We start from the raw sequence: 14481 nt of genomic DNA, 5'->3' as shown, positions 1-14481 counted from the left end.
GACCTGCTCACGGTGCCCGGGAAGTGCCTGGAGGGCGCCGCCTTCAGCCGCTACGTCGCAACCCTGCGCCGAGCGCTCATCACCGCGATCGACCCGGCCCAGATCGGTGTCCTGCACTTGCAGCACCTCACCTTCGGCGCCACCCCCGCCCTCATCAGGGCCCTGCCGACGCACCCCAGGATCGCCCTCGTCCATGGCACCGACCTGATCTTCGCCGAGGCCCACCGCGACCAACTCCAAGTTCTGCGCGAAACAGCAAGAGCCGCCGACGCCATCGTTGTCCCTACCGGCGCGATGGCCGACCACCTCCAAAAGCTCGCCCCACAGGCCAACCGCCGCAAGATCGTCCACATTCCGTGGGGCATCCCCGACCACCTGCTCACCAACCCGCCGCCCCGGCCGGCCCGCACCCCCTCCAGCCACCTGCGACTGCTGTACGCAGGACGACTGACCGCCGAGAAGGGCGCCGAGCACCTGATCACCAGCCTGGCACCCGTCCCCGGAATCGAGCTGAGCATCGCGGCCCCCAGGGCTCAGTTCCACGCCCTGGCCCCGATCCTCCAACGGGCCGGAGTGCACGCCCAGTATCTCGGCTGGCTTCGCCGTCCACAGCTGTGGAAAGCCTTCGCCGAGCACGACCTACTGGTCATACCCTCCACAACACTGGAGGCCATGGGCCTGGTCGCACTGGAGGCCCAAGCCTGTGGCCTGCCCGTTCTGTACCAACCCGTGCCCGGCCTCAACGAAGTCCTCGCCGCATCCGGGGTGGCCACAGACTTCACGCACTCCGCCGCGCTCGCACGCGACCTCGACCGCCTCAGGACCGCCCGCGGCCTGCTGCCCGCGCTTCGGCAGGCGGGCTACGCGAACGCCACTCGCTTTCCGCTCTCAGCGACCGCTCAGGCCCTGAGCGAACTCGGGCGGCAGCTCACCTGACGCTTGGTCGCAACCTTGTGTTGTCACCCGACACTGAAGCAGGAGCGTTCCCCGTTCCTGTAACCCGTGTCACTACGCTGACGAAAGGGATACCCACGGCGAACAGGGAGACCATGACGTACCGCACCGACCGCATCGACCAGCTGCTGGGTGAAGGCGTCCGAGACAAGGTCTATCCAGGCGCTGTGTGGGCCGTTGGCGACGCCGGCGGCATCGGCGCAACGGGCACGGCAGGCGTCCTCGACCCCCACGAGCCGGACACTCCCATGTGCCGCGACACCGTCTTCGACGCCGCCAGTCTCACCAAGATCCTCGCCGTCTGGTCCTCGATCGGCGCTCTGTGGGAGGACGGCAAAATCGACCTCGACACCCCACTCAACACCTTCTGGCCCGAGGTCATCGGCCACCCTCTCGGAGCGGCAACCACCCGGCACCTACTGACCCACACCGCTGGCCTCCCGCTGCGGGCTCAGCTGAAAAACCTCTACGGCACCGATGTCCAGGACATCCGCGACGGCGTCCTGCACGAGGCCCTGCACCGCCAGCCCGGCGAGGCCGTCGAGTACACGGACCGGGCCGCCCTCGTCCTCGGCTACCTCGCCGAACATCTGACGGGTGAGAGCCTCAACGACTACTGCACGGGGCAGACTTGGCAGCCTCTCGGTATGCGCTCCACTCACTTCGGGCCGCTGGCAACTGAGGTCGCCGCCCGATGCGCACCAACCGAACTCGACCAGGACAGCGACAAGCACCTCAAGGGCGTTGCTCACGACTTCTCCGCCCGCCTCCTGGGCGGAGCATGCGGAATCCCCGGTGTCTTCACGGTCCTCGACGACCTCGCCGCTTTCTTGCGCTACATGCTCGACACCACGGACGCTCCGGCACGGGGCGGGTTCGGCCCTGCTTGGACGACAGAATCACTGACCATCCAGACCGGAGCCCTGGAACCCGTACGCGGACTGTTCTGGCACCCCGCCCCCGGGACCACCCCCGCCGACGACGTCTGGGTGCATTACGGCTTCACCGGAACTGGCATGTGGATTTCGCCGCGCCAACGGCGATGGGCGGCACTCTTGACCAACAAGCTCTACTACACCCGCGAGCGGCAGCCCCTGACCGTTGTCCGCAACGCCTTCCGGGCACTTGCGTTCGCCTGAAGCAATCAGTCCCTGCCGGCTTGCGCGGTGGGTGGGGGTTCCGTGCAACGTGCAGGGGTGGCTAGCCCGCGGTGAGATCACCGGAGAGGCTGATCTCGATGGGGCGCTTCAGCTTGGTGCCGTATTTCCAGTCCAGGACGCCGTCGTGCTGGAGGCGTCCAACGACGATGCCCGGTGCGATGCCAGCCCGGCGGGCGAAGGCTGTGATGTTGGTGAAGGGCATCGGGCGCTGGGCGAGTTGCTTGTATGCGGCCGCGTGCTCGGGCGGGATGAGGGTTTCCCTGGCGAAGGCGTCTGCCTCGTCCTCGCTGCGGTCTCCTTCGGGGGTCGTGTCGTCGTCACGGCTCGTGTTGTCGATGAAGGTGAGGCGTTTGCCGTGCAGGAGGACATGGCCGAGCTCGTGGAAGACGGTGAACCAGAAGTGGTCGTCTTTCTTGAACCGGCCGCTGAACGCGACTCCGACCTTTTCCGGAGTGAGCCATCGAGTGACGCCGGACACGCGACTGTTGGGGGGCGCGGCAACGAACACCACCGCGACGCCGGCTCGGGCGCAGAGGCGCGGGATTTCGGTGCGCCAGACGGCGGGTTCCTTGACGGTCAGGGCGCGCAGTTGGGGAAGTAGCTCAAGCAGGGCCGCGCGGTCGTAGGGTGCGCAAAGGATTTCGCGTGCTCTGAGTTCGGCCTGGCGCAGCCAGACGGCGGTGGCGTAGTCGTCCGGTGTGAGGACGGTGGAACGCCGGAAGGCAGTCCGGTAGCTGCCCCACACGTTCTCTGCAACCTCGGGGTCGGCGACCCCGAAGAACGCCAGCAGATGCTCGAGATTGCCCACCGTGCGCTCTTTGGTTGGCAGGATGCCGCGCTTGACCAACTCCTGCAGGGAGAAGCGGTCGAGCCAGTCGAGGCGGTGGCTGAGGGCTTCACGGCTCTGGGTGCGGCTGACATGGGTGCGCCAGGCGGCCTCCATCTGGTTCCACAGCGAAGCCGGGATTCCGACGGCCCGCTCCAGCAGAAGGGCAGTCTCGGGGGTGAGGACAGCGCTGCCCTGGACGATCTGGTTGACGTGCTTGGTCGACAGGCCGGTGCGGCGGGCAAGGTCAGCCTGGGGGATACCAAAGGCGTCGAGCTGTTCTTTCAGCGTGTCGCCCGGTGGCAGGACTTCATCCGGTGCGAACGGGTGCTGGGCGGAGGGCGGAGTCACGTGAGTGCCTCTCGGTCGGCGAGGCTGCGGGGCGGGCCTGGTGGCAGGGTCAGGGGCGGTGGATCGCTGCGACGATCACAGCGCGTACGGCGTACTCGTTGAGGGTGCCGTCGTCGAGGGTGCCGGGCGGGTCGTCGCGCGGGCGGACCACGAGATCGCCGTGATCACCGAGCGACACCAGCAGAGTGAAGCAGTCCCAGTTGGCTGCGGGCCGCAGCCGCGCGGCCGCAACGTGGCGCAGGTCGGCCAGGTGGTGGGCGGCCGCCATCTGGCCAAGACGCCGGAGCAGAGTGGTCGCCCCGTCGGGGCCTAAACGGTCCCTGCGGGCAGGGCCGCTGTTGCAGACACGGGCGAGCTCGGCGTCCTCGAAGACGATCTCCACCAGCGACCTCAGAATCCTTTTCCGTGTACCTACCGCTTCCATGCTATCTTCCCAATCAAGGTCCACAAGCTTTCATGCACCTGCTGGGTGCATGAAACTTTCGGGCAGGGTGCGGCCTGGGCTACCGCAGGTCACCACAGAAGATCGGGAAGGACAGCTCATGGCAGGCAAGAGCAGCGCATCCAATGGCAAGCGGGGCCGCAGCGCCATCACGGGCCGGTTCGTGAAGCAGGCCACCGTAAAGCGGCACCCGAAGACAACGACCAATGAGAGCGCCAACAAGGGCGGCAGGAAGAAGTAGGCCGCCAGCCTCTCGCGACCGACCTCGCATTGTCAGTGGTGTGAGGCAATCTCAGCAGGCAGTCACAACCAGGACCGGAGGGCCCGATGGCTCACCTCAAGCAACAGTTCAAAGATGCGCTGAGCTCCATCGAGCCCGGCGACGACAAGACCAACGCACCAGAGGCGCATCGCCTCGTCCGTGACGCCCTAAAGGCTGACTCCAAGCTCGCCGAGTACGGCGTCAGCCCGATCCTGATCGGCTCCTACAAGCGCAACGTGTCGATCCGCAGGATCAAGGACGTCGACGTGTTCGTGCGCCTGCCCGATGTCCCGAGCGACGTCACGTCGACGGACATCCTCGACAGGTTCTTCAAGGTCCTGCATGCAGAGTTCGGCACCGACGCCGACGGGCACCGGCGCACCAAGCGTCAGGACCGGAGCCTGCAGGTCTCCTTCCCGGCCTACGACCTCTACGTCGACGCGGTGCCCGCCCGCCCCTACGGCGACGGAACCTGGGAGATCCCCCAAAAGGGCGACGAAAACGAGTGGGTGCGCACCAACCCCGACGGGCTGACGGACCTCTCGAGCACGATGAACGCGGACCACGACGAGTACTACGTACCGACCGTCAAACTGCTTCGCCAGACTCGTCGCGCCCTGCTCGGCACGAAGAAGCCCGGCGGATTCTTCATCGAAATGGCCGCCTACCAGGCGTTCGCCTCAGGCGCAGTCTCGGGCAACGACCAGGCGGAGTACTACGTCTCCGCTCTCCGGAAGGTCAGCAAGATCGTAGAAAACTTCGTGGCCTACGGCATCGCGGTGACCGACCCGACCCTGCCCGGACACACCATCCGCATCCGCGCGACCGACGATGAACTGGACACCGCGCGTACGCGGTTTACCGACGCCGCGACGTCGGCAGAAGCTGCGCTCGCCGAGGAGGACGCGGGCAAGGCCGCGCTGGCGTTCCGGAAACTGCTGGGAAAGAACGGCGATGGAGATACGGTCTTCCCGATGCCCCCTGGCTTCAACGAGGACGGCAGCAAGAAGGCATCCGCGATCTCGCCCGGCGCCCGCGTCGTTCCTGCCGGCAAGAGGACCTTCGGGTGACCTCTGTCGGCTTCGACGAGTACGTCGCCTACGCACGGCTGCTCTTCGAGGAGGGCCTGATCCGCGCCGGGTTCCACGAGGTGGAAGCAGGGTGGGAAGGGCCTGTCCCGCACTCGGCGGGCACGACCCGTGTCGTGATCGACCTGCCGCCCCGCTTCCCGTTTCGGCCGCCGAGGGTGGTGCCAGTCGATCACGACACGGTGCCCTGGTCCTGGCATCGCGACCCGGACGGCGCGCTGTGCCTGGTTGCTGAAGAAGATCACGACGGGTTGTGGTGGATGGAGGCACCGGCGTTCTTCGAACACGTCACAGCATGGTTCGAGCACGCTGACACCGGATGGATGGACGATCGGCCCGATCTCGACCTCGACCGGTACTTCCGTCAGTCCGCGGACCGACGCCTCTACCTCTACGACGACCTCGGCCAGTACCTCAACCGCTCCGTCCGCTTCAGCCCGGCCAGCAACAACACGATGCGGATCAGGCACGGCACCCGTCCCAGGAACGCCCTCAAGCAAAGCAAAGACCGCTTTGGGTACGTGGCCGATCTCGGCGAGGTCGACGTACCGCCGCGAACCTGGGCAGACATCTGTGCCCGGCTCGGCTCGAACGCGGATGTGGACCGCAGAATTCGTCAGCAGTCGGCCGCGGTCGTCGTGCTGGTTTACCGACGAGGCACCCACGAGGGCGCGATCGTGCTGGACGTAACGCCCACGAAGGAGGGCGGCACGGCCGTTACACGCCTGCGCTCGGGCGCAGACACCGAGGTCGCCCGGTCCGCTCGCGCAGGCGTCCTCGCTGCCGAACTGCGTGAATCCAAGGTTGCCGTGGTCGGCGTCGGCGCTTTGGGCTCGTTCATCGCCGACATGCTGGTGCGCTCCGGCGTCCGTCACCTCACTCTCATCGACGACGATGTGGTCATGCCGGGAAACCTCGTCCGCCACCTCGTCGGCCCCGACGCAGTCGGACTGCCGAAAGCCGAAGCGGTCAAGCGACACCTCGTCAGGCACAACGGGGCGCCGGCCGGAGGCATCGACACGATCAATAGCACCCTTACCTCGGGTGCCGAAGCGGTCGACCAATTGCGGAACCACGACCTCGTCGTGAATGCCACCGCCGACTTCGCCACCACCGCGCTCCTGCATGTAAGCGCCGTGACACTGGGCACACGGGTCCTGTCTGCGGCGCTTCAAAACGACGGCAGAACCTATCGCATCGACGTACTGCCACCGATCGATGCCGCAGCACCACTGCCGCCTTCGACGACCGGAGCCGACACCGAGGCACCGCAACTGTTCGAAGCAGGCTGCGGAAGCCCGATCTCCCCAACGCCGCCCCACGCGGTGATCGAGGCAGCAGCGGCAACCGTCCGCCACGCCGTCGGACTCCTCGTGGACCACCCCCTCCATCCTGCAGGGGAGACGCGCCACCTCCACTCCGCACCACAAGGGAGCCACCACCAGTGACCCGGCCGGCACCACGGATCGAGCTGCGCCAAGCGGCATACGAGGTCATGGCGTCCGCGACCGCGCAGCAGCTGCCGCGAGAAGCCGGTGGCATCCTCCTCGGCTACCAGGAAGACGCCAACGTAGTTGTCACCCATGCCCTCGTGGTCGACGGACAAGGAGCGTCCACCCACAGGTACGTGCGCGATGACGTCAAGGCGAACACGCTGCTCACAGAGTTCCTGGCCCTGCGAGCGGACGACGACCCAACCGGCTACGTCGGCGAGTGGCACAGCCATCCTGCACCGTCCGGACCGAGCCCGACGGACCTTGCCGCGATGCGGGCAATGGCCCGGGAGCACGACGGCCCGATCGCACTCCTCGTATACGCTCCCGGCGGGACTGACCCCTTCTCCGGACTGATCGCCCGGCGACAACGATGGGGACCCGTCACCGGCAAGACAGCAACGGTCCTTCCGCCACCACAGAGATTCAAGGCGCTGGGACCACTGCCCAAGGGTGCGGTCCGGCCTGACGGCGCGGTGTTCATCTCCTACCGGCAGACTGACGGGTCCCCGCAGGCCGAGTCGATCGAGAATCTACTCAGGGCGGCCGGTCTCGTCGTGTGGAGAGACCATACCGACCTGCGTGCGGGCACAACGACCGATCGCCTCGAACAAGCCCTGACCCAAGGGCTTTCAGCAGCCGTGCTCGTCGTGACACCGGACATCGTCCACAGCAACATCGTCCGAGAACGTGAGCTGCCTCGACTGCTCCAACTGGACGAGGACCCGGCCTTCAGCCTGTGCATCGCGAACAAGACCGCCAGTGCGGGAAGCGATACACGGTGCGACTACGACGCACCGGACCGACTCCTAAGACTCGCTCCCTCCCGGACCCTCGCCGACAAGAAGCAAAGCAACATGCTCCAGCCGTCCGGCGAGAGCGAGATCGTGCGCGACCTGCTGATGCACCGAGTGGAACAACGCAAGCCCGCCATCCGCAGCCAGAACCGCGCCTTCACGATCCGAGTCCAAACCCGCCCCGCGCCCTTCGCAATGGACGCGGGCGAAGACGACCTGCACATCCGCATCAGGGCCGCCAGCGACGGGCGTCTGCCGTTGCGAGAGGGACTTCAGCGCCTGCAGACCACACTGCCCCTGACCAGCGACGCCGTCTATGCCGCCGGCGCGCAAACCGTACGCGTCTTTGGCGGAGCTCACCTGTCGGTAGCCCTGGCCTTGGGAGCCGCCCTGCCGGAGACCAAGATCGGAAATGTAGAGGTGGTCGACACCCGCGGCGCTCGGTGGACGTCTGTGCAAAGGGGTGACGACCCACTGACCAGCGAACTTCATACGCAATCAGTTGACCTCGAACAAGCGCAGTCACCCGACAGCCACGACCGCGTCGCGATCTTCCTCAGCCTGACTGCCAATCCAGATCAGACCGCATTCGAGCAGCTCCTGCACGAGTACAGCGACGGCTTCGCCGCGGCCGCCGTGATCTCCGTCGCCGGCGAAGACCGACTCGACCCGCGCGAAGCCGCACGCCTCAGCACTGCTGCCGCGCAACAGATCAAAGCGCTTGCCGCACACAGCGGCCGTGCGGAGGTGCATCTCGCTTTTCACGGCCCCTACACGATGGCTCTACTCATAGGGCGATGCCTCAACACACTGCGCACCGTCGTCTACGAGTGGGACGGTGCGCCCCCTGGGAAGCCCCGCTACACCCCAGCTCTCGTGCTTGAGCCAGGTGTCACCAGCGGACCGATCACCGAGGTCCTGCTCGACCAATAGGCGTGGCGACGCAAACGCAGCGTGCCAGCCGGTATTGCTCTGCCTGGCTGGAGCTGAAGCAGTGCACCACAGGAATGCTGTTGACCCAGGCGTTGATCCGAACGAGGTCGAGTGGCGACCCGAGCGGTCTCTCCCTGCAGATCGCCAACGAGTTTGCACGCCAGGTCGCGGGTTCGAATCCTGCCGGGGGCACTCGCCGAAGATGAGCAAGTATCAAGCGCTGACCAGGACAGGACGGGAGTCAGTCTCACTCACTCCCGCCCTTTCTCGTTGTCTCTCCCGGTTCGCGGGTGAGGAGCGTGTGGGCCACACCCACCCTCCCGCTGACCCACCCACTCGTCCGTGCCGTCGCCTACGATCCATCCATGCCTGACAACCGTCCCGCAATACCGCGCCAGTTAGCCCGCGACCTTCTCGTCGAGGCCGGACACAGGTGCGCTATCCCGACCTGTCGTGCCACCACGCTCGAGCTCGCCCACATCACTCCCTGGGCCAAAACCCGAGCCCATGACTTCGACAACATGATCGCCCTCTGCCCAAACTGCCACACTCGCTTCGACAAGGGGGAGATCGACCGGCTATCAATGCTTCAATACAAGGCAGTACTTGGCTCCGGGGGCGCGCGCGAGAGAACCATCAGCGCATACCGCACGTTGCAGGAAACCCTGGACCGCTGGAGTGAAGCCATCGCGATTCTCGCACACACTCATGTCGCTTCCTCTCCCGATTTTCATTACATTCTGCAGGCTCGCAGTGCATGTGAGCAGCAGGCGGGCCTAGCCCATGCAGCGGCCGCCGACCTAAAGTCTGTCGGCGATGACACAATCGAGCTTCTGACCGACTTTATTTATGACTGGTTCGTTCACTGGGCAAGTAGCACTGTTGACATGGAATGGCCGGACTACTCCCAGTCGAAGGAGGAGCGGAAAGGAGAATTCCAGACGCTCCACGAGGCCCTACTTGAGCTCCACTTGGCCGTCGCTGACGACCTCGGTCTGGAATTCAGCGAGTTGCCTCTCCGGGAGGAGGATTCCCCGTCTCCCCAGCCACGCCCGCTGGGCACCCTTGCATACCAGCATCGCCGCGATGCTGCCGACAGAATAGACGGAATCCATATTCACTGATTCCCCGGAAAGGAGCGTGAACCGCAGCGCGCATCAGGTATCCCAGTTGTCCGGTTACACCCTCTGAACTACGAAGACTGAGCGTTTTCAGCGTTGCCTCTCCAGGGTGAGGACGGCTTTGGTGATGACGCTCATGCGGTTGGGGCTGATGCGGGATCTGCGGAAGATCTGCCAGGACTTCAGTCGTGCCATGCCTCGTTCGACAGGTGCCCGGGCCGCGGACAGGGCCCGGTTCTCGGTCCGCTCGGTAAGGGTGAGTTCACCGCCCGGCGGCCGGCGCTTGGCGGTGGTGACCCAGCCGCCCGCACCGATGTAGGCCATGTCGGCGAGGATCGGGACGCCCTGGCGCTCGCAGATCCGGCGAATCTTGTGGGTGCGGGCTGCCGTCAGATCGTGGGTGCGGCCCGGCAGTGCCGGCGACAGCCACAAAATCTCCCCGGCCGGGTCCGTGACGACCTGCACGTTCACGCCGTGCCGCTTGTGTTTCGCCGAGTAGTCCGCCCTGCCGTCACCGACGCGGTCGCACTCGACGACCGTGCCGTCCAGGAGAACGAAGTCCGAATCGTGCACGCGCAGCGTCTTGAGCAGGCCCGGTGCCTGCTCGGCGAGTAGGTCGGTGACCGATGCGACGTAGGCGTGGGCGGTGCCGACGAATATCCCGAAGGCTGCGGCGATGCGGGCGAGGGTTTCGTGGCGGCGCATGTACACGAGTGCGACCAGTGCGCGGCGGTGCGGCGGGAGTTTGCACCGCCGGTCACCCTCGCGGGTGACGATGAGCATCGTGACCCACTCGACCAGGGCGTGAGGCAGGTCGAGTGCGGCAGGATAGGGAACCAACAGGGCTCCTGTGCTGCTGAGACGAGACGTCGAACACCTCCCTCAACGGCACGGGAGCCCTGTCCGTTGCGTACCTCAACGTCACGCCGTTCCGTCACCCGATCAGTAGCCACGCTGAAAACGCTCACTAACCGAAAAGCGAAAACAGCAGCTGTCCGGGCTGTCCGGTCCAAGCGGCTGCAATACCCGCGGTGTTGCAGCCCGTCGGCGGAGCCGAACCCGAGCCTGATGTACCGGCCGACGACCGCCGGAACAGAACAGCGAGGAGCCCATGGCTACAGTTGCACGCAAGCTTGCTCCCGCAGGGGTCTGCGCACGATCGGTTGGCACCTGTCACCCAACCCTGCATTAGACCCTTATGCACGAGGTCGTTAGGGAAGCAGACCCAGCACCAAGCCCACCTCATCGACGACTGCCTCGAAGGGCTGGCCAAACCATAGCCGACTGACGGCAATCAGGCCGACATTTTATGTAAGAATTACCTGCAATATGGGTCGATCGCATGAACCGTATCGCTGACCACGCCCAGCGCATCGATCGCGTCGGATGAAAGAAGAGAAGTAACGGTTCCCGGAAAGATAGGGTCGTAGTCACATTGGTGCACAATTTTGTTGCGACGATCTACGATGACGCCTAGAGCGACCTTTGCCTGCTGGGCATTTTTAAACGCTGTACTCCAGATCGCCTTAACCCCGACCATCGCCAGCGCCGCAGCGACGTCGTCGGGGCGCTGGTACGTCTCGGTCGCGAGCCGCTCAGCGAAGAAGGACTTTGCAGCCAGCTCGCGAGCTGCGGCGCCTGATGCGTTCATGAGCATTGCTACCGAATTTAATGGCAATCCGATTCTGGAAGATGATCCAGCAGGGAGGCGCCCAAGCATGATATCCACAGCGCGGTCCAGAACAATGCCGTGTACGTACCGGTCCCATGAAGCCACGCTCTGCACCAACGCCGCACGGTACAAATCAGTGGAGTCAACGAGCCCATTCGTCATACTGCCGATCGACTGACCGAGTCCGACCAAGTCCCTGGCTCTCGCGATGTCGCCCTCAAAGTCATCGAGTCGCGATGTGGACATTACACATCCGTCTCCGTTAGAGTTTCGATGCGCTGCGCAAGATCGTCAAACGTTTTTCGGAACACCGTAATATTGTCAAGCGTGTTTTCCCACACCGTACCTACCCGGCCCACGTCTTGTTGTGTCAATGCGAAAACTGGTTTACGGGCCCGTTGGGAATCAGCAATTAGCGTATTGAAGTCAGAGATTCTGGCAAGCCAGCGCCCCTCAACGAGGTCAACTGCCGCGTAGTTTTCTTCCCCGAGGAGGACACCAGCTCTATCTAGTGCAGGCCGGAACTGCTGATCGACGGACTCTCCGAGGAGTCGGAAGTACTCGTCGAAGCCACGTGTCGGTGCCCCGTTTCGAAGTCTGTAGCGCTGAACCACGACACCAAGGAATTTCAGCGTTGGTGTCGGAAAAGGGTAGTCGGCTGTCGCAAGCGCCTCAAGCTGGGCAGCACGCTGAGCCCATGCAACCCACTGAGGGACGACGCGAGCGAGCGAGTCTATGGCCATTACGGAAAAAATATCTGGACTCGTCGGAACCAGGAAATAGTCTGCCGTGGCGACCAGGTTCTGATTGATAGCTCCTAGCCCGGGGCTTAGATCGACTAGTACGTAGTCGGCCTCGTACTCTGCCGCCGTGATGTCGATAAGGTAGCGAAAGCTGCCAGGAAGATTCCTGAGAGCCTGCATAGATTCTGAAAGTTGTTGGGCGATCCCAAGGGACACCTCGTCCTCGGCCAATCCTACGTGGCCCGGAACCAAAAAAAGCCCCTCTCGCCCTTCGACAGCAACACACTTGACTGGTTCCAGCGGGCGCGGGCGCGATTTAAAGGCAGGCTCGAGTGCTTCCTTAAGATTTCCGAGCGGATTCTGGGAATAGTAGTGTTCGAGCCCGTCCGACTGACTCAGGTCCAATACCATGCCGGTCAGGTTGCACTGCGGGTCCCCATCGACCATGATTACGCGCTTACCGCGCTCAGCAAGCATCCAGCCAAGGTTGAAGCAGGTCGTCGTCTTACTGACGCCACCCTTGTTGTTGAAGAGGGCGATAACCTTGGCCACTTTTCTCCTCCAAGCTACACAATGGGAGCTCAGGCCCTGCAGCATGACAACAGGAACCTGGCTGAACCGCGAGCGTAGCGGGGAACCACCCGTCTAGGGCGGCCTTTACGCCGGTTACTGAGGCTGCATGGTCGAGCGAGCTTGAAACTGGTCCCATCTGCGGCCAGGCTCTGCCCCACTTCTCCGACCACTGCAAGCGGCAACCTGCGTCACCTGGCGCGCTTCCACTCCCGCTTCCGACGCTGTCGCGTCGGCGCTTCACCGACCGCTCCATCACCCGTAGCACGGCCGCGATCTGCCTGCTGCGGAGCTACTCCACGCGGGCAGGGAGAAGGCGGACCGCCAGCTCGATCACAGACCCGCCGGCGATCCACCGACGGAAGTCAGCAGCGACGTACAGCAACCGCCGCCAGGAGTGTCCGCCCGCAACCCGGCATCGCCTCTGATGCGTGGAGACGACCCAAACGAGCGCTGTGCCTCAGGCCGGTAGCAGAGGAACGCCGCCTCGCTGCCCAGGAGTTTGTGATGACCCGTCGTGTACCGCGTCCGCCCGCTCCAGGCCCGCTGGGCCGTCTCCGACTGGGAGGGACACGTCGAGGAACCGCTGTCCTTCCAGCACTTCGACCGCATCTGGCCCGAAGCGCGGCAACACATCACGACACCCGAAGCCTGATCTTCCGGCCATCGACTGCCGGGGCAGCACGGCGAGGAATTCGAGGGGTACGGTCTCACGCAAGCTTGCTCCCTCAATGACGACCCAGAACGACGCCACACCTTGAGAACGCGCTGGTCTGGGAGAATTCTGGGAGATGATCTTCCATCGGAGGCCCACCACGGCCACGCGAGACCGGCGCGCACCAAGCCGCTGACCAGCACGGATAGTCATTCGAGCTGGTGAGGATCTTGGCCGAACCTCATTCGGGACGAAGAGGTCGTGGGTTCAAATCCCGCCACCCCGACAGCCAAAACAGCAGGTCAGGGCCGGTACTGAGAAATCAGTACCGGCCCTGATTTGCGTTGGGGGGCCATTTTGGGAGCCAACTCGCTCCCCAGCCCTCACGAGACCACGCCGCACCCACATCAACCGTCAGAGCCAGCCTGGCACATCTGTGAACCGGCCCGCCTCAGATAGGCAGGTCATCGGGCATGATGCGGAACGCCTTGTGCCGCCCGAGCGGACGCACGGCACGACAGTCGCGCCGGTCGAGCGTGAGGACGGCATCGGTGTCGTACTGGGCGGCCAAAGCCACGTTCACAGCGTCGGCCAGGTCGAGGTTGAGCCCCGCGTATCGCGCTCGCACAGACTGCGCGGCTGCCAAATGGTCCTCGGTGATCTGCGGCACCATGATCCGGCCACGACGCATCCAGTGCCGGATGTCGCCAACCGCACCGACCGCAGCTTCACGGCCGATTTCACGAGTCGCGACGTGGTCGATCTCCGCCAACACTGGGAGCCATCTAGGAGCCGACTTGCTCGCCAACTCCGACTGGCGGCGCAACACGGGGTCCCGATTCACCCACCGCGCCTGATTGATCACATACCGTAGCGATATCAAGGCTCATCGAGCATCAAAGCCTGTCCATCACGAGGACGATCATTGAACTCATCGCGGCACTCAGATCCCCAAAGAGGCTTCCCGGCACCGCTCCCATGGCTGACACGAGCCGGGGCCACACCGCACGTCCCCGGCAGCCCACCAGAGATCATCAGCAATCTCCGCGCCCTCCTGGCGGAGATCGCGGGGGACGGAACGATCGATCGCCCGTTCACCTGGCCCGATGCCGGCACCTCGATTTCCTTGCGGAAGGCGGTGCATGCACTCGGCACCTGCGGGCTGGTGAAACGGGAGGGACGCCCGACACGCCTATCCCTCACGGACGAGGCCAGTTACTTTCTGGATTCCGGCGACGAGCTCTATCTCGTCGCTCTTTTCCATGCGCACATCAGATTTTTCGGCGAAGCACTTGCCGCATTGGGCGAAGGGCTCGCCCACAACGAGCTGAATGAGGTCGCGGCTGAGGTATACGGCCTTAGGTGGGACTCGCTCGACCAAGTCCGTCGGCGCGTGTATTGGCTGCGCGCAGCC

Annotated in this window: 15 protein-coding genes; 9 read left to right on the top strand and 6 right to left on the bottom strand. The window is 64.5% G+C overall.

Features of this window, described 5'->3' with window-relative positions:
* Together J0695_RS28875 and J0695_RS28870 are read left to right on the top strand one after the other, a co-directional pair.
* A partial coding sequence (locus tag J0695_RS28875; RefSeq protein ID WP_206966889.1) for a glycosyltransferase family 4 protein occupies positions 1-936 on the top strand: 936 nt, incomplete at its 5' end.
* A 113-nt stretch (positions 937-1049) separates the two neighbouring features.
* Positions 1050-2093, top strand: a complete 1044-nt coding sequence (locus tag J0695_RS28870) for a serine hydrolase domain-containing protein (RefSeq protein WP_206966887.1) — start codon at positions 1050-1052, stop codon at positions 2091-2093.
* 61 nt (positions 2094-2154) lie between these two features.
* Here J0695_RS28870 and J0695_RS28865 read toward each other — a convergent pair whose 3' ends face one another.
* On the bottom strand, positions 2155-3291 hold the full coding sequence (locus J0695_RS28865) for an ImmA/IrrE family metallo-endopeptidase (RefSeq protein ID WP_206966885.1): 1137 nt from the start codon (positions 3289-3291) through the stop codon (positions 2155-2157).
* 49 nt (positions 3292-3340) lie between these two features.
* A complete protein-coding gene (locus J0695_RS28860; RefSeq protein WP_206966883.1) occupies positions 3341-3673 on the bottom strand; it encodes a hypothetical protein in 333 nt (110 codons plus the stop codon).
* A gap of 160 nt (positions 3674-3833) precedes the next feature.
* On the opposite strand from J0695_RS28860, the gene J0695_RS28855 reads away from it, so the two are divergent.
* From J0695_RS28855 to J0695_RS28835, 5 genes are all read left to right on the top strand, one after another.
* Positions 3834-3974, top strand: a complete 141-nt coding sequence (locus J0695_RS28855) for a hypothetical protein (RefSeq protein ID WP_206966881.1) — start codon at positions 3834-3836, stop codon at positions 3972-3974.
* Positions 3975-4060: 86 nt separating this feature from the next.
* The gene (locus tag J0695_RS28850) at positions 4061-5065 is read left to right on the top strand and encodes a nucleotidyltransferase domain-containing protein (protein WP_206966880.1); all 1005 of its coding nucleotides are present in this window, start codon (positions 4061-4063) and stop codon (positions 5063-5065) included.
* Complete coding sequence (locus J0695_RS28845) at positions 5062-6531, top strand: ThiF family adenylyltransferase (protein ID WP_206966878.1); 1470 nt, start codon at positions 5062-5064, stop codon at positions 6529-6531. The genes J0695_RS28850 and J0695_RS28845 overlap by 4 nt, the downstream gene beginning before the upstream one ends.
* Positions 6528-8306 carry an SAVED domain-containing protein gene (locus J0695_RS28840; RefSeq protein ID WP_206966876.1) on the top strand — a complete coding sequence of 593 codons (1779 nt, stop codon included), beginning with the start codon at positions 6528-6530 and terminating at the stop codon, positions 8304-8306. The genes J0695_RS28845 and J0695_RS28840 overlap by 4 nt, the downstream gene beginning before the upstream one ends.
* Before the next feature lie 365 nt (positions 8307-8671).
* On the top strand, positions 8672-9430 hold the full coding sequence (locus tag J0695_RS28835; RefSeq protein WP_206966874.1) for an HNH endonuclease signature motif containing protein: 759 nt from the start codon (positions 8672-8674) through the stop codon (positions 9428-9430).
* 87 nt (positions 9431-9517) lie between these two features.
* Here J0695_RS28835 and J0695_RS28830 read toward each other — a convergent pair whose 3' ends face one another.
* From J0695_RS28830 to J0695_RS28820, 3 genes are all read right to left on the bottom strand, one after another.
* Positions 9518-10267: a transposase family protein gene (locus J0695_RS28830; protein WP_206966872.1), complete on the bottom strand. Its 750-nt coding sequence runs from the start codon at positions 10265-10267 to the stop codon at positions 9518-9520.
* A gap of 478 nt (positions 10268-10745) precedes the next feature.
* Positions 10746-11345, bottom strand: coding sequence for a hypothetical protein (locus J0695_RS28825; protein ID WP_206966870.1), 600 nt, complete (start codon positions 11343-11345; stop codon positions 10746-10748).
* The gene (locus J0695_RS28820; protein ID WP_206966868.1) at positions 11345-12394 is read right to left on the bottom strand and encodes a ParA family protein; all 1050 of its coding nucleotides are present in this window, start codon (positions 12392-12394) and stop codon (positions 11345-11347) included. Before J0695_RS28820 ends, J0695_RS28825 begins: the two co-directional genes overlap by 1 nt.
* Before the next feature lie 535 nt (positions 12395-12929).
* Between J0695_RS28820 and J0695_RS28815 the strand changes: the two genes are divergently transcribed.
* On the top strand, positions 12930-13067 hold the full coding sequence (locus J0695_RS28815; protein ID WP_206966866.1) for a hypothetical protein: 138 nt from the start codon (positions 12930-12932) through the stop codon (positions 13065-13067).
* 451 nt (positions 13068-13518) lie between these two features.
* On the opposite strand, the gene J0695_RS28810 is transcribed toward J0695_RS28815, so the two are convergent.
* A complete protein-coding gene (locus J0695_RS28810; protein ID WP_307798800.1) occupies positions 13519-13896 on the bottom strand; it encodes a PIN domain-containing protein in 378 nt (125 codons plus the stop codon).
* 96 nt (positions 13897-13992) lie between these two features.
* Here J0695_RS28810 and J0695_RS28805 point away from each other — a divergent pair.
* Positions 13993-14481 (top strand): hypothetical protein (locus J0695_RS28805; protein ID WP_206966862.1); only part of this gene is annotated, 489 nt, incomplete at its 3' end.

The sequence above is a fragment of the Streptomyces beijiangensis genome (assembly GCF_017315755.1).
In the GTDB taxonomy this organism is placed as follows: domain Bacteria; phylum Actinomycetota; class Actinomycetes; order Streptomycetales; family Streptomycetaceae; genus Streptomyces; species Streptomyces beijiangensis.
This window is presented reverse-complemented; position numbering and strand designations above follow the sequence as displayed.